19 protein-coding genes are annotated in these 21,114 nt (G+C 71.6%); 5 read left to right on the top strand and 14 right to left on the bottom strand.

Annotated elements, in window-relative coordinates:
• Positions 1-57: 57 nt before the first annotated feature.
• The 3 genes from ACWD26_RS31105 to ACWD26_RS31095 all read right to left on the bottom strand — a co-directional run bounded on the left by ACWD26_RS31105 (position 58) and on the right by ACWD26_RS31095 (position 4,994).
• On the bottom strand, positions 58-2,319 hold the full coding sequence (locus ACWD26_RS31105; RefSeq protein ID WP_451275284.1) for a protein kinase domain-containing protein: 2,262 nt from the start codon (positions 2,317-2,319) through the stop codon (positions 58-60).
• Positions 2,320-2,430: 111 nt separating this feature from the next.
• Positions 2,431-3,084 carry a hypothetical protein gene (locus ACWD26_RS31100; protein ID WP_451275283.1) on the bottom strand — a complete coding sequence of 218 codons (654 nt, stop codon included), beginning with the start codon at positions 3,082-3,084 and terminating at the stop codon, positions 2,431-2,433.
• Positions 3,085-3,206: 122 nt separating this feature from the next.
• On the bottom strand, positions 3,207-4,994 hold the full coding sequence (locus tag ACWD26_RS31095) for a glycoside hydrolase family 3 protein (RefSeq protein WP_451275282.1): 1,788 nt from the start codon (positions 4,992-4,994) through the stop codon (positions 3,207-3,209).
• Between the two features lie 575 nt (positions 4,995-5,569).
• Between ACWD26_RS31095 and ACWD26_RS31090 the strand changes: the two genes are divergently transcribed.
• Complete coding sequence (locus tag ACWD26_RS31090) at positions 5,570-6,328, top strand: Type 1 glutamine amidotransferase-like domain-containing protein (RefSeq protein WP_451275281.1); 759 nt, start codon at positions 5,570-5,572, stop codon at positions 6,326-6,328.
• Between the two features lie 4 nt (positions 6,329-6,332).
• Here ACWD26_RS31090 and ACWD26_RS31085 read toward each other — a convergent pair whose 3' ends face one another.
• The 7 genes from ACWD26_RS31085 to ACWD26_RS31055 form a co-directional block, all read right to left on the bottom strand.
• Complete coding sequence (locus ACWD26_RS31085; RefSeq protein WP_451275280.1) at positions 6,333-7,253, bottom strand: MHYT domain-containing protein; 921 nt, start codon at positions 7,251-7,253, stop codon at positions 6,333-6,335.
• A gap of 219 nt (positions 7,254-7,472) precedes the next feature.
• A complete protein-coding gene (locus ACWD26_RS31080) occupies positions 7,473-8,279 on the bottom strand; it encodes a sugar phosphate isomerase/epimerase family protein (protein ID WP_451275279.1) in 807 nt (268 codons plus the stop codon).
• A gap of 239 nt (positions 8,280-8,518) precedes the next feature.
• Complete coding sequence (locus tag ACWD26_RS31075) at positions 8,519-10,057, bottom strand: FAD-dependent oxidoreductase (protein WP_451275278.1); 1,539 nt, start codon at positions 10,055-10,057, stop codon at positions 8,519-8,521.
• A gap of 15 nt (positions 10,058-10,072) precedes the next feature.
• Complete coding sequence (locus ACWD26_RS31070) at positions 10,073-10,330, bottom strand: CDGSH iron-sulfur domain-containing protein (protein WP_451275277.1); 258 nt, start codon at positions 10,328-10,330, stop codon at positions 10,073-10,075.
• Complete coding sequence (locus ACWD26_RS31065; protein WP_451275276.1) at positions 10,311-11,003, bottom strand: HemK2/MTQ2 family protein methyltransferase; 693 nt, start codon at positions 11,001-11,003, stop codon at positions 10,311-10,313. The genes ACWD26_RS31070 and ACWD26_RS31065 overlap by 20 nt, the downstream gene beginning before the upstream one ends.
• An 87-nt stretch (positions 11,004-11,090) precedes the next feature.
• Positions 11,091-12,098, bottom strand: coding sequence for an iron-containing redox enzyme family protein (locus ACWD26_RS31060; RefSeq protein ID WP_451275275.1), 1,008 nt, complete (start codon positions 12,096-12,098; stop codon positions 11,091-11,093).
• Positions 12,099-12,323: 225 nt separating this feature from the next.
• On the bottom strand, positions 12,324-12,527 hold the full coding sequence (locus ACWD26_RS31055) for a CsbD family protein (protein WP_451275274.1): 204 nt from the start codon (positions 12,525-12,527) through the stop codon (positions 12,324-12,326).
• A gap of 188 nt (positions 12,528-12,715) precedes the next feature.
• Here ACWD26_RS31055 and ACWD26_RS31050 point away from each other — a divergent pair, with 188 nt between their 5' ends.
• On the top strand, positions 12,716-13,084 hold the full coding sequence (locus tag ACWD26_RS31050; protein WP_451275273.1) for a hypothetical protein: 369 nt from the start codon (positions 12,716-12,718) through the stop codon (positions 13,082-13,084).
• A gap of 276 nt (positions 13,085-13,360) precedes the next feature.
• On the opposite strand, the gene ACWD26_RS31045 is transcribed toward ACWD26_RS31050, so the two are convergent.
• Positions 13,361-14,404, bottom strand: coding sequence for a LacI family DNA-binding transcriptional regulator (locus ACWD26_RS31045; RefSeq protein ID WP_451275272.1), 1,044 nt, complete (start codon positions 14,402-14,404; stop codon positions 13,361-13,363).
• Positions 14,405-14,659: 255 nt separating this feature from the next.
• On the opposite strand from ACWD26_RS31045, the gene ACWD26_RS31040 reads away from it, so the two are divergent.
• From ACWD26_RS31040 to ACWD26_RS31030, 3 genes are read left to right on the top strand one after another with little or no spacing between them, the layout of a single operon-like run.
• The gene (locus ACWD26_RS31040) at positions 14,660-15,811 is read left to right on the top strand and encodes a Gfo/Idh/MocA family protein (RefSeq protein WP_451275271.1); all 1,152 of its coding nucleotides are present in this window, start codon (positions 14,660-14,662) and stop codon (positions 15,809-15,811) included.
• Positions 15,808-16,962, top strand: a complete 1,155-nt coding sequence (locus tag ACWD26_RS31035; RefSeq protein WP_451275270.1) for a dihydrodipicolinate synthase family protein — start codon at positions 15,808-15,810, stop codon at positions 16,960-16,962. Before ACWD26_RS31040 ends, ACWD26_RS31035 begins: the two co-directional genes overlap by 4 nt.
• Before the next feature lie 56 nt (positions 16,963-17,018).
• Positions 17,019-17,816, top strand: a complete 798-nt coding sequence (locus ACWD26_RS31030; protein WP_451275356.1) for a sugar phosphate isomerase/epimerase family protein — start codon at positions 17,019-17,021, stop codon at positions 17,814-17,816.
• 59 nt (positions 17,817-17,875) lie between these two features.
• Here ACWD26_RS31030 and ACWD26_RS31025 read toward each other — a convergent pair whose 3' ends face one another.
• From ACWD26_RS31025 to ACWD26_RS31015, 3 genes are all read right to left on the bottom strand, one after another.
• On the bottom strand, positions 17,876-18,079 hold the full coding sequence (locus ACWD26_RS31025) for a hypothetical protein (RefSeq protein WP_451275269.1): 204 nt from the start codon (positions 18,077-18,079) through the stop codon (positions 17,876-17,878).
• A gap of 114 nt (positions 18,080-18,193) precedes the next feature.
• Entirely contained in the window at positions 18,194-19,321 is a 1,128-nt protein-coding gene (locus ACWD26_RS31020) for an ABC transporter ATP-binding protein (protein ID WP_451275268.1), read from the bottom strand.
• The gene (locus ACWD26_RS31015) at positions 19,314-21,086 is read right to left on the bottom strand and encodes an ABC transporter permease (RefSeq protein ID WP_451275267.1); all 1,773 of its coding nucleotides are present in this window, start codon (positions 21,084-21,086) and stop codon (positions 19,314-19,316) included. Before ACWD26_RS31015 ends, ACWD26_RS31020 begins: the two co-directional genes overlap by 8 nt.
• Positions 21,087-21,114 lie beyond the last annotated feature (28 nt).

The raw sequence follows: 21,114 nt of genomic DNA, 5'->3' as shown, positions 1-21,114 counted from the left end.
CTCGCAGCGACAGTAAGTGATTCGAGCCCCGGTTCCGCCGCAGAGCGGGGCCGGGGCTCACTGCTCCTCGGTGTCCAGCGCCATCCAGCCCACCCGGGTCGACGGGACGTAGACGATGCCGCCCGCCACCATCGGCTCGGTGTCCAGGCCCGACTCCACACCGCTGGCGTCCTTGATGCTCGGCAGGCTGTGCTGGTAGAGCAACTCGCCCGTGCGGGGCTCGAAGACGGCGACATCACGGGTGTTGGCGACATAGACGCGGTCGCCGGCCTGGACGGGCGGTGCGTCGGCCGGGCCCAGGCCGGGCATGGGGCTGCGCCACAGCTCGGTTTGCCGGTCCGTGTCCACGGCGACCAGTTCGCCGCCCGTCTGGGTGGGGGAGACGAACAGCACCCGGCCCGGGGTCACCGACAGCTCGGGCGCCCCGCTCTGGCCTCCGCCCAGCGTCGCGTCGACCTCGGTGCGCACCCCCTTGGCGCCGGGCGCGAGCTCCTGGCTCAACAGGGTGCTCTCCGCGCTCTCGTCGTTCAGCACGATGCAGTACAGCCGGGTCGCGCCGTCCTCCTCGAGCAGCGCCTGGCTGCCGGGTTCGCACGGCGCGGACAGCTCGAAACCGGCGACCTTCTCACCGCTGCCGGTGTCGACGACCGTGACGAAGCCCTCGCCGGGGTCGGAGTCGGTGACGCCGGTGAACACGTACAGCCGGTCGCCGACGACCCGGAGCGCGGGCGGCTGCCCCCTGCCGCCCCCGGGGCTCCGCGCCGACAGCGTCCAGCTCTCCCGGCCCGTGCGCGCGTCGACGGCCAGCACCAGGGCGTCGTGGTCGACCGCGTACACCCGTTCGCCGTCGCCCATGAGCCGCTGCGTGAGCAACGCCATCGCGTGACGCCACTTCACCGTGCCATCGGCGAGCGAGAGACCGATGAGGCGGTCGCCGATGTTGACGACCGCGGTGTCGCCGACGACGACCGGGGTGTTCTGGCCGTACGACGAGGCCTCGTCCGTCCGCCACAGCTCCTCGCCGGTCGCGGCGTCGATCCGGACCGTCCGGTCGCCGACGCACACCAGGGACGACCGGGCGTACACGCAGTCGCTGTTCTGGAGGTTGTACTGCCAGCGCCGCCAGCCGTCCGGGCGGCGCTCGGGGCTGTCGTGGTACGTGAACGTGAAGCCGCCCGAGCCGGACTGTGTGCTCGTGTACGGGGCGGACCCCTCCGGCTGGGTGACGGCCCGCGCGGTCCGGCCGGGCCTCCCGCTCGGACTCCCGGCGGAATCCGAGCCGTCCCCGGCGCCGTCCTCGCCGCCGCGCAGCCCGTACAGCAGTCCGCCCGACAGTGTGGCGACGGCCACCACCGCCGCCACGGCGAGGACGAGCCGCCGGCGCCGCCGGGGCGGCGGAGTGGCGGCGGAGCCCGCGCCCGCGCTCACGGGCGGCGCCTGGGAGCCGGGTGCCGGTGAGCGCAGCACGAAGGTGTCCGGGGAGCCGGGGCCGGCCGGGTAGGTCGTGCTCCGCAGCAGGGCGAGCAGCTCGTCCGCGTCCGGGCGCTCGGCCGGCTCCTTGGCCAGACAGCTCTCGACCACCGGCAGCAGCCAGTCCGGCACCCCCTCCAGATCGGGGGGCTCGTGGACCAGCTGGTACGCCACCGCGTACACGTCCGTGGCGTCGAACGGCACATGGCCGCTCGCCGCGTACGTCAGCACCGAGCCCAGCGCGAAGATGTCGCTGCGCGGCCCGACGTCCTTCTGGGCGCGGATCTGCTCCGGCGACATGAACGGCGGGGTGCCCACCGTGATCCCCGTGCCCGTGGGCATGTCGGTGTCGGCGGCGCGCACGATGCCGAAGTCGATGACCCGGGGGCCGTCGGCGGCGAGCAGGACGTTGGCCGGCTTGAGGTCGCGGTGCACTATGCCGGCGCGGTGGATGTCGCGCAGCGCCTCGGCGAGGCCGGTGGCGAGCCGGTACAGCTCCTCGGCGCCCAGGACGGGCCCCCGCTTGATGCGCTGGTCCAGCGGCTCCCCGGGCACATAGAGGGTCGCCATCCAGGGCGGGTCGGCGTCCGGGTCGGCGTCCACCACGGGCGCGGTGAAGGCGCCGCTGACCTGCCGGGCGGCGGTCACCTCGCGCCGGAAACGGCGCCGGAAGTCGGGCTGGTGGGCGAGGTTGCCGCGGATCACCTTCACGGCGACCTGGCGGCCCGAGGGCGACGTACCGAGAAAGACGCGGCCCATCCCACCGGAGCCGAGCAACGAGTCGATGCGGTAACCGGGAATCTCCGGCAACTCCTCCGTACCAGGAGCGCCCTGAGGATCCTGGGCCATGGTCCCCCCACCGTTCACCGTCGTCCTACGGTCCGTAAGCGGATGATATCGATCCGAGATCACGGTGTACGGAGGGATTCACGACGCGATTCGCCAAGGGGGACGCGGAATTCAGACGGGCACCGCGCACCCCACCGGCCTGGCCCCGCCCAACTGCACATACAGATCCGTGGTGGCCGGGCACTGCGCCCTGGTGCCGACGGCCGTCGTCACCTCGTACTCCGGGGCGTGCCTGCCCCTGCCGTCGCAGGCGGTCTCGCGGACCTCGCCCCGCCCGGCGCTGTACACGCAGTCGCCGACGATGGTGCGGGGACCGCCTCCGCCGCCGGGGTCGCCCGGGTGCGGCGGCTGGAGCTTGCGCATACAGGCGTAGCCCTGCGGTACGGAGCCGTCGCCGTCCTCGTCCTCGGTGGACTCGGTGGACTCGCCGGACTCGCCGTAGGAGGGCCGGGACTCGCTGATGTGCAGGACGAAGTCGGTGGTCGGCGGACAGAGCGGCCCCTGGCCCACCCGGCCGTCGTGCCGCGCCACGACCCGGGCGGCGGCGCGCTCGCCCGCGCAGGGCACCTCGGTGAAGCTGGTCGTCCCGAACGAGCTGCACTCGTCGACCCCGAGGAACACCGTCCCGTACTCGGACGGCCGGGCCGGCGCGGTCGTACTCGGCCGCTCCTCGGGCTCCTCACCCACCCCGCCCGTCCAGGCCTGACACCCCGACAGCAGGGCGACCGCCACGGTCACGCTCGCCCACACAAGCCCCGCGGACACCCCTCGCACGGCCCACCCCCCGATCTCCCCACGTCCAGCGTGACCCGCTCGGGAGGGCCACGCCAGGCGTACCGTGCGCTTTGCGTCAGTCGGCGGGGTTACGCCGGGTGTGCGTCGTAGGTCTAGTACGTCAGCCCGTGTCCGATCGGGTACAGCACCCGCGCCGGGTCGTCGGCCCGCTGCACCGGCACCGGCAGCTTCCCGCGCGGCGCCACCCGCCCGGCCAGCACCCGCGCCGCCGCCCGCACCTCGACGTCCGTCCAGGAGTACGACGCCAAGTAGCCCTTCACCCCGGTCAGTTGGGCCACGTCGTACGGATTGCGGACCGCGAGGGCGATGACGGGGACCCCGGTGGTGAGGAGCCGGTTCACCAGCGCCTTCTGCTGGGCGGTGACGTTGTACGTGGCGACCACCACCGCGTCCTTGCCCACAGCCGCCGCCGCGGCCTGGTCGATGACGGTCTGCGAGGGCGCCGTACCGGTCGACAGGCGGGTCGTCGTGAAGCCGAGGGAGGTGAGCTCGGCGGCGAGGACGGCCGTCGGCGGGCCCGTGGTGCCCGACGGGGACGCCGGATCGGCGCCCACCACCAGCACGTTCTCGTGCGTACGCCGGGACAGCGGCAGCAGCGGGCCCTCGTTGACCAGGAGCGTCGTGGTCCGCTCGGCGATCCGGTCGGCGGCGTCGAGGTGCCGCGCGGTCCCCACCACCCGGTCGACGCCCGCCTCGCTCACATACGGCGGCTCGAACAGCCCGAGCCTCGCCTTGAGCCGCAGGATCCGCAGGATCGACGCGTCGAGCCGCGCCTCGGTCAGCTCCCCGGCGCGTACGGCGGCGAGCACGGCGTTCCACGCCACGTCGATCGAGGGCGGGTTGAGGAGCTGGTCGACGCCGGCCTTCAGTGCCAGCACCGGCACCTGGTCGTCGCCGTACTTCTCCCGGACGCCCTGCATGCCGAGCGAGTCGGTGACGACCACCCCGTCGTAGCCGAGTCGTTCGCGCAGGATGCCGGTGAGGATCGGGCGGGAGAGGGTGGCCGGGTCGCCGGAGGGGTCCAGGGCGGGGACCATGATGTGCGCGGTCATGATCGAGTCGATCCCGGCGCGGATCGCGGCCAGGAACGGCGGGGCGTCCAGCGTCGTCCACTGCTCCCGGGTGTGCTCGATGACCGGGAAGCCGTAGTGACTGTCGACGGCCGTGTCCCCGTGCCCCGGGAAGTGCTTGGCGGTCGCCGCGACCCCGGCACCCTGATACCCCTTCACCTGCGCGGCGACCAGCCCCGCGACGGCCTTCGGGTCGGCGCCGAAGGAGCGTACGCCGATGACCGGGTTGGCCGGGTTGACGTTCACGTCGGCGACGGGGGCGTAGTCCTGCCGGATGCCGAGGGCCCGCAGCTCGGCACCCCCGATGCGCCCGGCCTCGCGGGCGTCGGCGCGCGAACCGCCCGCGCCGAGGGCCATCGCACCCGGCAGCAGCGTGGCGGGCTCGCCGACCCGGGCCACGATGCCGTGTTCCTGGTCGGTGGAGATGAGGACGGGCAGGCCGCGCGGAAGGCCGAGGGAGGCGCGCTGGATGCCGTTCGACAGGGCGGCGATCTGGTGCGGGTCGCGGGTGTTGTGCGCCCAGGAGAAGTAGATGATCCCGCCGACCCGGTACTTCGCCAGCAGCTCGGCGGCCGTCCGGACGCCGAGCTCCTGGAGGTTGGCGTCGATGTCGGCCTGGTCGGGCGCGGTCGCCGAGTGCCCGTAGACCCGCATCACGAAGAGCTGCCCGACCTTCTCCTCGAGCGTCATACGGGAGACGAGAGTGCGAAGCCTCTTGTCGTCGGTGCTGCCGGCCTGTGCGTCGGTGCCGAGGCCGAGGGCCGCGGTGACGCCGGCCGTGGCGGCGAGAACGGTACGTCTGGAGGGCACGTGCGCTCCTTCCGGAGGGAGCCGCTGAAGGAAACTTCCAAGGTGTCACGAATATCCGGGAAGTTTCTTCCGGTCAAGGGAACGCACGGCGGGCCGCTTCCAAGGGGCCGTCACCGGCGCTGTCGGAGGGGGGCGCGCCGGTGACGGCGTGCTGCCGGCCGCAGGCGGAGGAGAGGGTTGGTCAGCGATCGCAGCCAGCGGCGAAGCCGACGTCCGCGCTGCGGAGACTCGTCCGGCAGCATGGCGGTTGGACGGGGTGGGGTGGGTTCGGGTTCCCGTCGGACGGGCGATTTTCGGAACTTGGAACGGGCGGGACGGGAGGGTCGCGGGAGGTGGTGGGGGGGGGTGAGGGTCCGTCGGCGGGTGCGGCTGAGTGGGGGCTGGTCGCGCAGTTCCCCGCGCCCCTGAAAAGCATGGGTCGCGCCCGGGGCCCTCAGGGGCGCGGGGAACTGCGCGAGCAACGACGAACCACCCGCACCCGCCGACGAACCCGCAACCCCCGAGCCGGAACGCGTCGGTCACCTCCAAGGCGGGCTTCCACGAGGTGTTCGCGCGGCTTCCGCTAGCCTCCCGCCATGACCGCCTCCGAGCCCACCATCGTCGCCACCTCGGGCGGTCACCGTCTCGGTGACCGCACCCGGGTGACCTTCCACTCGCTCGTGCACCACGCGGTGGAGCTGTCGGGGGTGAACGGCCGGCGCCCGAAGGTCATGTACGTCGGTACGGCGGTCGGCGACTCCGAGCACATGACCGCGCGTATGGGCGAGGCGGCGCGGGTCGCCGGCTTCGACCTGACGCCGCTCGCCCTCTTTCCCATGCCGAACATCGAGGACATCGAGGCGGCCGTCCTCGAACAGGACGTCGTCTGGGTCATGGGCGGCTCGGTCGCCAACCTGCTCGCCGTGTGGCGCGTTCACGGCCTCGACGCCACGTTCCGGCGCGCCTGGGAGTCCGGTGTCGTCCTCAGCGGCGTCAGCGCGGGCTCCATCTGCTGGTTCCGGGGCGGCACGACCGACTCCTTCGGCCCCCGGCTCCGCCCCGTCACCGACGCGTTGGCGTACCTCCCGTACGGCAACGGCGTCCACTACGACAGCGACGCGGGGCGGCGGCCCCTGGTGCACCGCCTCGTCGCCGACGGGACCCTGCCGGAGACCCACTGCACGGACGACGGGGTCGGCCTCGTCTACCGCGGGACGCGGTTGGTGGAGGCCGTCGCGGAGGTGCCGGGCAAGGGGGCGTACGTCGTACGGCGGGACGGCGACACGGCGACGGAGGAACGCGTCGAGCCGCGCCTCCTGCCGGAGCCGCGCGACGCGGGTGGGTTCGCCGGCTGAGGGCTCACCACTGCTGGATGCGGCGTCCGGTGTCCTGGGGCTGTCGGTGGGACCGGCCGGGCACGGGCTCGAAGAGGGAGCCGGTGGAGTCGTCCGGGTGCTCCAGCGGTACGTCGGGGCGGTCGGCCTGCCAGGGCCGGCGCGGTTCCTCGGGGGCGCGTCGCCGGACAGCCGACTTGTTCCAGTCCCCGTCGCCCAGCACCAGCATCGGGTCGAACATGACGACCACCCCGGCCAGCAGCAGGAAGAGGACAGGCCCGATGAGCATCGGCAGGAGGATGGACATGGGCGACTCGCCGGTGATCGTGCCGCCGGTGGTGCCGTGGAGGTGCACCCCGACCGCGGCCATCCCGGTGTAGTGCATGCCGGAGACGGCGACTCCCATGACCAGGCTGGCGCCCAGGCTGGTGAGGAAGCCCTGGATCGACACGGCCGCCCAGAGCGCGGCGGTCGCGGCGACGATGGCGATGCCGACGGAGAGGGCGACGACGGGGATGTCGTACTGGATGTAGCCGTTCAACTGGATGGCGGCCATGCCCAGATAGTGCATGGCGGCCACGCCGAGCCCCGTGACGCACCCCGCCGAGCACAGGGTGGCCGTGCTGACGCCGCGATAGCCGACGGCGAATACCCCGACGCCGACGACGGTGACGGCCACGACCAGGCTGAGCACGGTCAGGCCGACGTCGTAGTGGATCCGGCTCTCCTTCACCCGGAAGCCGAGCATCGCGATGAAGTGCATCGTCCAGATGCCGCAGCCTATGGAAGCCGCGCCTAAGGCGAGCCAACCCGGCTTCCAGGACCGCTCGTTGTAGACCGACCTGACGACGCAGCGCAGTCCGAGCGCCGCGCCGAGGCAGGCCATGATGTAGGCGGCCACCGGGGTGACCGCGCCGTAGCTGAAACCGTCGACCGTGCCCTGCATATGCGAATTACCCCCGTTGCATGGCCAGTTGAGTGGCGGGTGCGGGAGGTAAGTCTGGTGTAAGGAAGGCCGGAGCGCTCCGTTTTCCAAGAGTTACTGTCGGTATCTGCTTGGTATTCGCTCGGCAGGTGATCGGCTTTGGGTGACTCGTGTCGATTCGCGGCCAAAATCTCCGCCGCACCCGGCCTGAGCTTGATGTTTCAAGCTCAGGCCATGGCTTTACGCGGCGTCGTTGAGCAGTCGTCCGAGGTGCTCCCGGCCCGCCGCGAGCAGCTCCGGCAGCGGCGCGGCCTCCTCGTACCACCGCTTCTCGTACTCCCAGCAGAGCCAGCCGTCCCACTCCTTGCGGGAGAGGAGCTCGACGCACTCGGCGAGCGGGAGGACGCCCGCGCCGAGGGGGAGCGGGGTGGTGTCGTCGGGGGAGGCGATGTCCTTGACCTGGACGTAGCCGAGGAAGGGGGAGAGGGCGGCGTAGGACTCGGCGGGCTGTTCGCCGCCGAGCCAGGTGTGCATCACGTCCCAGAGCGAGCCGACGCTGCCATGGCCGACCGGGCCGAGCACACGGATCGCGTCGGCGCCCGTGCGGTGCGAGTCGTGGGTCTCCAGCAGGACGCGTACGCCCCGGTCGGCCGCGTCCTCCGCCGCCGTGCCGAGCCGCCGGGCCGCGATCGCGTCGGCCTCCTCCGCGCTCTGGCCGCCGGCCAGGTCGCCGCCGGGGAAGACGCGGACGAAGGGGGCGCCCAGGTCCCGGGCGAGGTCGAGCAGTTCGCGGATCTCGTCCAGTACGGGGCCGTCCTCGCCCGGCGCCGCGACCCGTGCGTACCCCGCGAGGCCGAGGATCTCGACACCGGCCGCCTTGAACTCGGCGGCCACGTCGGCCCGTTCGCCGGCCCCGATCCCCGGGTGCACCGGCTCCTCGGGGTGGGCGCGCAACTCGACACCGTGGTAGCCGTGGGTGACGGCCAGGTGGATGACGTCGGGGAGGGGGAGGCCGGGGACACCGAGGGTGGAGAACGCGAGTTTCATGCCTTCGGACCGTACACGTCGTTGTCGGCTGCGGGTGAGTGGGGCTTCTCGCGCAGTTCCCCGCGCCCCTCTGGGACGCGGGTGTGGGCCGGAGGTTCTACGGTCGGGCGGCGAGAAGCAGGGGCGCAGCCCAGCTTCTCAGGGGCGCGGGACTGTGTCGATATGCGGCTCCGCCGCGTGGGCGCGACCAGCCACCCGCGCACCCGCACCCGAGAACGTCACCCGGCCATCCCGCACCCTCAAATGTCCCGCCTCTCCAGCGGCTTCGTCGCCGGCCCCTGGACGATGTTCCCCTCCGGGTCGAAGCGGGAGCCATGGCAGGGGCACTCCCAGGTGCGTTCCGCGCGGTTGAAGCCGACCAGGCAGCCCATGTGCGTGCAGCGGGCGGAGACGGCGTGGATCACGCCGTCGTCGTCGCGGTGGACCGCGCAGTGGTGCCCGTAGAGCCGGACGACCGCGCCGTCCCCGGGAGCGATGGACTCGACGGAGGTGTCGCCGGGCGGGCTCAGCCGGTCGCCGACGAAGTGGCGGGCGACCTGGGCCTGGTGCTTGAGGAAGCTCGGCGCCTCCCGCACCGCGCTGAGCACCCGGCGCGGGTCGTACAGGTCGCTCCACGGCGCCTTGTGCCCGGTGATCTGCTCGGCCAGCAGCCGCCCGGCCATGATGCCGCCGCTCATGCCCCAGCCGCCGAACCCGGTCGCCACCCAGCTGTGCCGGCTGCCCGCGTGGAAGGGGCCCACCAGCGGTACGGAGTCCGTGGAGTCGTTGTCCTGCGTGGCCCAGCGGTGGGTGAAGTCGAGCGGCCCGAAGCGGTCGACGGCCCAGTCCCCGAGGAGGGCGAACCGCTCGTCGACGTCGGCGGTGCCCGGCGTGAAGTGCTCCCCTGTGAGGATCAGCAGCCGCCGCCCGTCGCCGTACGGGGCGGTGCGCACCGAGCGGGTGCGCTGCTCCTGGGTGATGTACGTGCCGTGCGGGTCGGCCTCGGCGGGAATCGGGGCGGTGAGGACGAGTTCGCGGCGCGGGGAGAGCCGGGTGAAGAGCATCGCCCGGTCGAACACGGGGTAGTGCGTGGCGACCACGACGTCCCCGGCGGTCACCGTGTACCCCGCCTCGGTCGTCAGCCGGCACGGCGAACCCTCCTTGAGCCGCACCACCCGGGTCCCCTCATGGACCGACGCGCCCTGCCGCACCAGATCCCCGACCAGGGCCAGCAGGTACTTACGGGGATGGAACTGTGCCTGCTCCTCCACCCGCACCGCCCCCGCCACCGGGAACGGCAGCCCCGTCTCCGTCACGAACTCGGCGGGCAGCCCGGCCTCCCGCGCCGCCTCCGCCTCGGCCCGCAGCTCCGCGACACGCCCCTCGTCCTCGGCGTACGTGTAGGCCGCCGTGTCCTCCCAGTCGCACGCGATCTCCAGCTCCTTCACCGTCGCGGCGGCATGCCGGATCGCCTCCGTCTGCGACCGCGCGTACAGCGCCGCGGCCTCGGCGCCCCGGGTCCGCCGCAGCCGGTCGTAGATCATCGTGTGCAGCGCGCTCACCTTGGCCGTCGTGTGCCCGGTGACCCCCGAGGCGACCCGGTCCGCCTCCAGCAGCGCCACGCGCTTGCCCCGCCGCGCCAGCTCCCACGCGGTGCTGATCCCGGCGATCCCCGCCCCGACCACCGCCACGTCGACGATCAGCTCCCCGTCCAGCGGCGGGTACGCGCCCTCCTGCGGCGCGCTCTCGATCCAGTACGACTCGTGCTTGGGCTGCATGGGCTGCTTCTGCTGCGGCATGGCTCCGGAATCCCTTCAGGTGGGCGGCTGCTGAGCGTGGCGGGGGTCGTCGGCATCGGGCTGCCGTCGTGCGTCGGCCGCGGCCCGCCGGCGGTGGCTGGTGTCGCACCACGGGTAGATGCGGCTGCGGCGACAGGTGCACAGGGCCACGCAGAAGCGGTCCGACGACACGGTCGTACCGTCCTCCAACGTGACGTCGACCGGCCCCTCGACCAGCAGCGGGCCAGGGCGTTGCACGGTGAGACGGCGGCGTTCAGCGGGGACGTTCGGCACGGATGATCACCAGCTCTTCCTTCTCGTCGTCGCCGCCGTCCCCGTCGGACGGCTCTCCCAGCAGCCCGCGGTCGCGCAGCCATGCGCTCCGCGACCGCAGCACGGGCCCGAACGCGACCCGGCGGTGGTCCACGACGTCGGCCCGCAGCCCCTCCGCCCGCAACTGCGCCAGCGTCCGCTCCGCGTCGCTCAGGGCCGACTGGACCAGCAGCAGCACCCCGCCGGGCCGCAGCAGGGACGGCGAGTCCCGGCAGATCCGGTCCAGCACCAGCCGCCCGTCCCACCCGCCGTCCCAGGCCCGCGCGTCCCCTCGTACGGAGTCGAACCCGTCGACGCCCGGACCCGGCACGTACGGCGGGTTGGACACGATGAGATCGAAGGACCGCCCGGACACCGGGGCCAGCAGGTTCCCCCGTACGACCGTCATGGGCAGCCCCGCCAGTACGGCGTTGACCTTGGCGTTGAGGACGGCCCGCCAGGAGATGTCGACGGCGGTGACCCGCGCACCCCGCCGTGCCGCGGCCAGCGCGACGGCCCCGGTCCCCGTACCGACGTCGAGCACGACGGCGTGCGGGGCGAGAGGCTCCCGCCGCAGGGCGTGGACCAGGAGTTCGGTGTCGTCCTGAGGGGCGTAGACGCCGGGCAGCGACACGGGCAGCGAAAGCGGGATCACGGGGGATTGGCCTCCAGAGCGAGAGAGCGATGAGCTGTCGGGTCACTGAGCGTCCGAAGCACGTGAGTGTCTGAGCACCTGAGCCGGTCAGACGGGCGTGCGGAGCGACGACCGGCCCGCTCGCCACGCTCCGAGGAGACGGTCGGCGAGGGCGTCCTCCAGATGGTTGGTGGCATCGACACCGAAGGCCACGTCGGCGTCCAGTTGCGGCTCCTCCTCCAGCAGACCGGCGACGACCTCCCGCCGTACGACCTGCTCGTGCACGGCGTCGGCCTCGACGTGCTCGTCGTAGAAGTGCTCGGCGGCGGCGCCCGCACCGGTCCGCCGCATCGCGCGGGCGAGCCGTCGGGAGCCGGGGGAGGAGGTGATCTCGACCGTCGCGAAGTGGCCCACGAGAGCGCCGCGCAGGGAGCGGTGCAGGCCGAGGAGCGACATCAGGTTCACCAGGGCGAGGGCCTCGGCACCGGCGGCGTCCACATAGCGGCCGTAGGCCGGGTCGAGCCCCAGGTCGGTCATGAGGTCGGCGAAGAGGCGCGCGTGCACCCGGTCGGCCCGGCCCCCGCCGAACTCGTCGAACTCCACCGCGGCCATCCCCGCCTTCGCCCGCCCCCACAACCGGGGCAGCACCCAGGCGTGCGGGTCGGCCTCCTTCAGGTGGTACAGCGAGCGCTGCGCCGCGTACTCACGCACCTGCCACAGCTCGCCCTCGTCCTGCAGAAAGTCACCGACACCGCCTCCGTTCCCGTCTCCGTCCCCGCCGGCCGGTTCCACCAGCAGCTCGTCCAGCGCCTCCTGGGCGCTGGTGTGCCGCGTCGCCCGGTCGCGCAGGGTTTCGAGGAACGGCCACTCCAGGGCCGCCCGGCACCGCAGCAGCTCCGGGTCCCATTCGAGGTCGGCGTCGACGTCGGCGAAGCCCCGGTAGTGCAGCTCGTAACAGAGGTAGAGGGCGAGCTGGAGATCGTCGCCGAAGGGGTCGGCCCCGGCGATCTCCCGGCCGTCCGGCAGTGCCCCCTTCCCCCGCAGGTACTCCAGGACCGCAGCCGAAACCCGGCCCCTGCTCTCCGGCAGCGCCGGTCCTGTCATCCGGGTCTCCATGGGCGCCGGGTACCCGTGATGCGCGAGTACTCACCAGCGGACATGCGAAGGGGGCTCCCCATGATCACGGGAGCCCCCATTCACCGGGCGTCCGTCGGGTACGCCCATTCACCGGCCGCACGTCGGGTACGCCCATTCACTGGCCGTACGCGGGTACGTCCACTGACCGGCTGTACGCGGGTACGCCCACTCACAGGCCGTACGCCGGTACGTGCCCGGCGGCACTCAGGCGCGGTCGCGCTTCACCGAACGCTGAGCCTTCTCCACGCGCTCCTGGGCCTTGCCCTGCATCTTCTTGGCCTCGCCGCGTGCCTGCTGCATCTTGCCCTCGGCCTGCTGCTCGCGGTTGCCGGTGACCTTCCCGGTCATCTCCTTGGTCTTGCCGGTGATCTTGTCCATGTGGCCCTTGCTCTTGGCCTTGGCAGCCATGGTTCCTCCTTGATGGGGGGTGAGGCGATGGCTCTCCCGCCCAACGTAAGACGGTCCGGTGACTGTCGCGCGCCGAAGCGTCACGTTCCGTGACGGGACCTGTCTCGGGAGGGGTCCCGGCTCGGGCGGGCTACAAATCGTGCCGGAAACGCCGAGCGGGAACCCGCCGACCACAGGAGGTCCACCTCATGACCACGGGTACGAGCCGACGAGCCGTCACCACCGCCGCGACCCTGACCCTTACGGCCGCACTGGGCCTCGGTGCCCTGGCCCCGGCCGCGCAGGCCGCCAACGGCCCCTGCTACGACGGCCGTTGCAACACCACCGTCTCCGCCCCCAAGACCATCAAGGTCAGCAGCAAGAAGTTCGGCTTCGGGAAGCTGAAGGTCGTCTCCGTCAGCTCACGGTCCGTCAAGTTCTCGGCCACGTCGGGCGGTGTCTACCTCAGCGGCAGCACCAGCCCCGGTGGCACCGTGAAGTTCAACAACCTCAAGATCTGGGTCAAGTCGGTCTCCGGCAAGAAGGCCAAGATCGCCCTGTTCCCCACGAAGTACTAGCCAGGCGGCCGGACCCCGGCCCCCACCCCGCGTCCCTCCGGGGGCGCGGGGACCTACCGGCTCCGACCGGAGCCAACTTGAGCACCTGAGGGTCCCCACCGACCCCACCCCACTGCACGAGGCCCGACTGGCCTCGCGCCTCTCCGCTGTGGGGAGCCGGAGTGGTGTCACGCCTCCCTGCTGTGGGGAGCCGGAGTGGTCTCGCGCCTCTCCGCTGTGGGAAGCCCGACCGGCCTCGCCCCACCTCACTGCACGACGCCCGACCGGTCTCGCGCCTCACGCTCTTCGAGGCGCCCCGCTCGACCCCCGCACCATCAACTCCCCCCGAACCGTGGCGATCCCGCCCGGCGGCGGCTCCTCCCGCCCCATCGCGATCCGCCCCGCTCGAGCCCCGGCCTCCGACAACGGCAGCCGCACGGTCGTCAGCGCCGGCACCGCGTCGATGCTGAACGGCAGGTCGTCGAATCCGGCCACGGAGACATCGTCCGGAATGCGTAGCCCGGAATCCCGAAGCGCCGCACAGGCCCCCAGCGCCACCGTGTCGTTCGCGGCGACCACGGCCGTCAGCGACGGGTCCCGCCGCAACAGCTCCAGCGTCGCCTCGTACCCGGAGAGCCGGTCGTACCGCCCGTACACGGTCCGCTCGGGATCGTCCTCGATCCCGGCTGCGGCCAGCGCGGCCCGGTGCCCCTCCAGCCGGTGCCGGGTCGTCGTCCGCTCCTGCGGTCCCGCGATGTATCCGAGCCGCCGGTGCCCCAGTCCGATCAGATGTTCGGTGAGCCGCTGCCCGCCACCCCGGTTGTCGAAGGTGATCGCGATGGCCTCCGGCGTGGGCGGTCGCCCGCACAGCACCACCCGCGTCCCGGCCTCCGCCAGCTTGCGCAGCTTGTTGCCCACGGCGGCCAGATGAGCCGGATCCTCGATGGCCCCACCGGTCAGCACGACAGCCGCGGCCCGCTGCCGCTGCAACAGCGTGAGATACGTCAGCTCGCGCTCCGGGGAGCCGCCCGTGTTGCACACCACGCCCAGCCGCTCCCCGCCCGCGCGCCCGCCCGGCCCCCCGATCTCGGACTGGATGGCGGCGGCCATGATCCCGAAGAAGGGGTCGGCGATGTCGTTCACGAGGATGCCGACCAGGTCGGAGGTGGCGGCGGCGAGGGCGCTGGCGGGACCGTTGAGGACGTAGTCCAGCTCGTCCACGGCCTTCAGTACGCGCTCGCGCGTGGACGCGGCCACCGGATAGTTGCCGTTGAGCACCCGGGAGACGGTCGCGGGCGACACCTGCGCACGGGCCGCCACGTCCGCCAGGGTCACAGTCATCGTTTTCTCGTCCTCCGGGTGCGCGTCTCGTTGGGGCTGTCGGGGAACCATACGACCGCGATCGCCGTTCGCCCCCTCGAACAACTCGACCCCTTCGCGGTCTTGTCCAGACCGCTGGTCAGAGGCTAGCTTCTCATCAGATAGAAAGCGCTTGCTGTCACGCTCACCTCTCCCACGGGTTCTCCGGGCGTACGCGGCGCGGACGCGTACACCCCACAGCGCGCACCGAACGACATACGAATGAAGGGACCGGCCGTGACACGCAAGACCGTACGGATCGCCATGAACGGCGTGACCGGGCGCATGGGCTACCGCCAGCACCTCGTCCGCTCCATCCTCGCCATCCGCGAACAGGGCGGCCTCGACCTCGGTGACGGCACCGTGCTGTGGCCCGAGCCGATCCTCGTGGGCCGCCGCGAGCACGCGCTGAAGGCGCTCGCCGAGCAGCACGGCCTGGAGCACTGGGCCACGGACGTGGACCAGGTCCTCGCCGACGAGTCCGTCGAGATCTACTTCGACGCCCAGGTCACCTCGGCCCGCGAGGAGGCGATCAAGAAGGCGATCGCGGCGGGCAAGCACATCTACACGGAGAAGCCGACCGCCACCGGTCTCGACGGCGCCCTTGAGCTGGCCCGCCTCGCGAACGCCGCCGGCATCAAGCACGGCGTCGTCCAGGACAAGCTCTTCCTCCCGGGTCTGCTGAAGCTCAAGCGCCTCATCGACGGCGGCTTCTTCGGCCGCATCCTCTCCATCCGGGGCGAGTTCGGCTACTGGGTGTTCGAGGGTGACTGGCAGGAGGCCCAGCGCCCGTCCTGGAACTACCGCGCGGAGGACGGCGGCGGCATCGTCGTCGACATGTTCCCGCACTGGGAGTACGTCCTGCACGAGCTCTTCGGCCGCGTGAAGTCCGTCCAGGCCCTCACCGCCACGCACATCCCGCAGCGCTGGGACGAGCAGGACAAGCCGTACGACGCCACGGCCGACGACGCCGCGTACGGGATCTTCGAGTTGGACGGCGGCGCGATCGCCCAGATCAACTCCTCCTGGGCCGTCCGTGTCAACCGTGACGAGCTGGTGGAGTTCCAGGTCGACGGCACCGAGGGCTCGGCCGTCGCGGGCCTGCGCAACTGCCGCGTCCAGCACCGCTCCGCCACCCCCAAGCCGGTCTGGAATCCCGACATCCCCGCCACCTACTCCTTCCGCGACCAGTGGCAGGAGGTGCCGGACAACGCCGAGTTCGACAACGGCTTCAAGGCACAGTGGGAGCTGTTCTTCAAGCACGTCTACGCCGACGCGCCCTACCACTGGGACCTGCTGGCCGGCGCCCGCGGTGTCCAGCTCGCCGAACTGGGCCTGAAGTCCTCGGCCGAGGGCGTCCGTCTCGACGTACCGGAGATCCAGCTGTGACGATCCAACTCCCCGGCGCGAACGGGCTGTCGAAGCCCTACACCCCCCGCACCGAACCCCTTTCCCTCACCACCGGCGCCGCCTTCACCTCCCGTACGGTCTTCTCGGCGGCGCATGTCGTCGCCGACCCGTACGCGGACGTGTCCCCGGATTCCCCCGCCGCCGTCGACTGGGACGCCACCCTCGCCTTCCGCCGCCACCTGTGGTCGCACGGCCTGGGCGTCGCCGAGGCGATGGACACCGCGCAGCGCGGCATGGGCCTCGACTGGGCGGGCGCGGCGGAGCTGATCCGCCGCAGCGCGGCGGAGGCGAAGTCGGTCGGCGGCCGTATCGCCTGCGGTGTGGGCACCGACCAGCTCACCGGCCCCACCTCTCTCGCGGACATCCGCAAGGCGTACGAGGAGCAGCTGGCCGTCGTCGAGGAGTCGGGCGCCCAGGCGATCCTGATGGCCTCGCGCGCGCTGGCGGCGGCGGCACAGGGCCCCGAGGACTACCTGGAGATCTACGGCCACCTGCTGCGCCAGGCCGCCGAGCCGGTCGTCCTGCACTGGCTGGGCCCCATGTTCGACCCGGTGCTGGAGGGCTACTGGGGCTCGTCGGACCTCGACGCGGCCACGGAGACCTTCCTCGCGGTCATCGCGGCCCACCCGGACAAGGTCGACGGCATCAAGGTCTCCCTGCTGGACGCCCAGCGGGAGATCGACATCCGCCGCAGGCTCCCGAGCGGGGTCCGCTGCTACACCGGTGACGACTTCAACTACCCCGAGCTGATCGCGGGCGACGAGAAGGGCTTCAGCCACGCCCTGCTCGGCATCTTCGACCCGCTGGGGCCGCTGGCGGCGGAGGCCGTCCGCGTCCTCGACACGGGGAACGTGCAGGGCTTCCGGGACCTCCTGGACCCGACCGTCGAACTCTCCCGCCACCTCTTCCAGACCCCCACCCGCTTCTACAAGACGGGTGTCGTCTTCCTCGCCTGGCTGGCCGGTCACCAGTCGCACTTCACGATGGTCGGCGGCCTCCAGTCCGCCCGCTCGCTCCCGCACTTCGCGCGGGCGTACGAACTGGCCGACGGCCTGGGCCTGTTCCCGGACCCGGCGCTGGCGGAGGCCCGGATGAAGAACCTGCTCTCCCTGTACGGAGTGGCCCAGTGAGCACGGAAACGACGGCCGGAGTCGCCGGCGACCTCTCCCGCTTCTCCATCAACCAGATGACGGTCAAGCAGCTGTCGATGCCCGAACTGGTCGCCGCGTGCGTGGAGTTGGGCATCCCGGGCGTGGGCCTCTGGCGCGAGCCGGTGGCCGGGTACGGCCTGGAGGCCACGGCCAAGCTGGTCCGCGACGCGGGCCTCGCGGTCACCACCCTCTGCCGGGGCGGCTTCTTCACGGCCATCGACGCGACCGAGCGGGCGGCGGCCCTGGCCGACAACCGCAAGGCGATCGACGAGGCGGCGACCCTGGGCACGGACACCCTCGTCCTGGTCTCGGGCGGCCTCCCGGCGGGTTCGAAGGACCTGCACGGCGCGCGGGAACGCATCGCGGACGCGCTGGCCGAGCTGGGCCCGTACGCGGCGGCGAACGGCGTCCGGCTCGCCATCGAGCCGCTCCACCCCATGTTCGCCTCGGACCGCTGCGTGGTCTCGACGCTGTCCCAGGCCCTGGACATCGCGGAACGCTTCCCGGCGGACCAGGTGGGCGTGACCGTGGACACCTACCACATCTGGTGGGACGACACGGCCCCGGCCGCGATCGCCCGCGCGGGCGCGACCGGCCGCATCCACACCTTCCAGCTCGCCGACTGGATCACCCCGTTGCCCCAGGGCGTCCTGACCGGCCGGGGCCAGATCGGCGACGGCGCGATCGACATGCGCGAGTGGAAGTCCTACGTCGAGGCGGCGGGCTACACCGGCCCGATCGAGGTCGAGCTGTTCAACGACGAGCTGTGGGCGGGCGACGGCCACGCGCTGCTGGCGCAGACGGCGGAGCGGTTCGTGGAGCACGCGGCGTGACGTAGTCGCCGGTCGGTTCCCGGGGCCTGGTGGCACCCCGGGACCGACGGCGTCTCGGTTCAGACTTGCTTGACCTCGACCTGCTTGCCGCAGAGTGGCCTTAGGTCGTCGAGGTCGGACGTGAGGACGGTCACCGGTGGCTGTGCCGCGCGGGCAGTGGCGGCGACGATCGCGTCCCGCGCGTACTTGTGCCCGCCGGTCCTGCCGCTGTCCTTCAGACGTGCGACAGCCTCTTGGGCGGTGTCCTTGGTGACCGGCTCCACGACGAGTCGGGAAAGAGCCCAGGCGAGACGGGCGGCTGAACCGCTGACGGGTCGCCTCCCCGGAAGGGCCGGGCCGCCCCCTCGGGGCTGCTGGCCTCCCGGGGAGGCGACCCGTCACGAGGTGACCGTCAGCAGGTCCCGCTGGTCCTCCGGCAGTTCAACCCTGTCCGCGTACAGCAGCGCGTGCCCGGGGTCGAAGACAAGCGCCACTTCCCCCGCCAGCCCCCCGTTCCCGCTCAACACCTGCACCACCTGGTCGCCGAGGCGCACGTCGTACTCGTAGCGGGAGCCGACGTAGGAACTGGTGATGACCTGCGTGTTGAGCCGGTTCGCACCGGCCGGCGTCTCGGCCGAGGCCACGACCTCCAGGCGCTCGGGGCGGACGGCCACCGTCACCGAGTCCCCCGTCGGGACGCGCTCGTCGCTGTCGACACGCACGATCTCCCCGCTGGCGTCGAGGAGCACGCTGTGCCGGGTGCCGTCCACGCTCACCACCTTGCCGGTGAGGAAGTTGCAGCGGCCGACGAAAGCCGCTACCGCCGGCGCCGCGGGCCGCTCGTAGATCTCGTGCGGCGTGCCGATCTGGATCATGTTGCCACCCTCCATCACGGCGATCCGGTCGCTGAGCGCCAGGGCCTCGTCCTGGTCGTGGGTGACGTAGACGGTGGTGATGCCCAGCTCCTCCTGGAGCCGCTTCAGCCAGGCGCGGGCCTGCTCGCGGAGCTTGGCGTCGAGGTTCGACAACGGCTCGTCGAGGAGCAGGACCGTCGGCGAGTACACCAACGCCCGCGCCAGGGCGACGCGTTGCTGCTGACCGCCGGAGAGCTGGTGGGGGTAGCGACCCGCCAGCGCGGCCAGGCCCACCTTGTCCAGGGCGTCGTGGATCAGCGTCTTCTGCTTCTCCTTCGGCACCTTGCGGATGTTCAACGGCAGCGCGAGGTTCTTCGCGATGGTCATGTGCGGCCACAGCGCGTACGACTGGAAGACCATGCCGAGGTTGCGCTCCTCGGGGGGAAGGAAGACCCCGGCGGCGGCGTCCACGAACGTCCGGCCGCCGACCGCGATCGAGCCCTCCGTCGGCTGCTCCAGACCCGCGATGCAGTTCAGCGTCGTCGACTTGCCGCAGCCGCTCGCACCCAGCAGCGTGAAGAACTCGCCGTCCTTGATGGTGAAGGTGACGTCCCGCAGGACGGAGTTGTCGCCGAACGTCTTGGCGAGGTTCTTGACGGTCACCTCAGGCATGGTGCTTTCCCTTCATGAGCAGTCCCGCGAGTGCGACGAAGACCGCGGTGATGCCGATCTGGAGGGTGGCCAGCGCGGCGACGGATCCGGCCCTGCCCTGCGTCCAGAGACTGAGCATGGTGGTGCCGAGGATGTTGTTGTCGGCCGAGGAGAGGAAGACGGCCGGGGAGTACTCCTTGAGCATGATCACGAACGTGAGGACGAGCGCTCCGGCGAACGCCGGCGTGATCAGGGCCCGCAGGACGCGGAAGAAGGTCATCAGCCAGTCGGCGCCCGAGACCCGGGCCGCGTTGTCCAGCTCACCGCCGATCTGCATGATCGCCGGTGCGACCGAGCCGAACGCGCTGGGCAGGGCCCGCATACCGAACGCGATGATGACGGCCCAGACCGTGCCCTGGAGCACCGTGCCCATGTCGAACGGGGCGAGCGCGAAGGCCCAGAAGAAGCCGATACCGATGATGATGCCGGGGAGGGACTGCGGGATGAGGGCCAGGTACTCCACCGCCCGGCCGAAGCGGAACGTCGACCGCCGGGCCACCATCACCGCGAACACGGCGAGGGCGGACACGACCACCGAGCCCACACCGGCGACGATCATGCTGTTGTACAGCGACTGCACATAGTTGTCGGAGTCGAAGACGATCTCGTAGTTCTTCGTCGTGACCGTCCTGAACGGCGACTGCAGCGGCGTGAAGACGAGCGTGAAGGACCGCATCACCAGGCCCGCGATCGGGATCAGGGCGCCGACGATCACGTAGAACCAGATGCACGCGATGCTCACCCACTTCAGCCAGCCCAGGTCCAGCTTGCGCGGCCGGGTGACCTTGCCGCGCACGGACACGAAGCGGGCCGCGTCCTTCAGCAGCTTCGCCTGTACGGCGACCAGGCTCAGGGTGACGACGAGGATGACCGTCGAGGCGGCGCCCAGCATCGTGTAGTCGGGGTCCACCGACTGAAGTCCGTTGTGGTAGAGGAAAGTTGAGAACACGTCGATGCTGACCGGCTGGCCGTACAGCAGCGGCACGCTCAGCGTCTCGATGGAGACGGAGAAGACGAGGATCGCGCTGTAGACGATCGGCGGGCGCAGCAACGGCACGATCACCTGGGCCAGGATCCTGAACGGCCCCGCGCCGCACACCTGGGCGGCCGACTCCAGCGACGCGTCCGACTGCCGGAGCGCGTTGGCGCAGAAGACGTACGCGATCGGGGCGAGCGCCACGGCCTCCGTGAGCGCCATGCCGGGGATCGAGTACAGGTTCCACGGCACCGAGCCGAAGAGCTGCTGCACCTTGACGCTGACGAACCCGGCCGGGCCGTACATGATGATCCAGCCGAAGCCCAGGATCAGCGACGAGATGAAGAACGGCCACTGCATGGCGAGGGCGATCAACCGCCCGCCCGGCAGCTTCGTGCGGACCACCACGATCGCCATCGGGATGGCTATCGCCAGGCTCAGGATGGTGGTGAGCGAGGCGAACAGCAGGGTGTTCAGGGCGACTTCACCGAAACCGGCCTTGGTGAAGAGGTCGGTGTAGCCGCTGAGGGTGAACGCCCCGCCCGCCTCGTAGAGCGGGCGGTTGCGGATGCTCTGGTAGAGCGTCGGGACGATCGGGGCCAGCACCAGGACGGCGAGGAACGCCAGGACCGCGTACTGGACGACCGTGTCCCGTCCGATGCCGCGGACGCGGCGGTAGCGCGGCGGTGGGAAGGTCTCCGTGGGTGACTCGTCCGCCGGTGTGCGGGGCGGCTGAGTGAGGGTTGACATCTGCTCTGACTCCGATCGTCCCTGGAGG

Source organism: Streptomyces sp. NPDC002787, from assembly GCF_053592095.1.
This window is presented reverse-complemented; position numbering and strand designations above follow the sequence as displayed.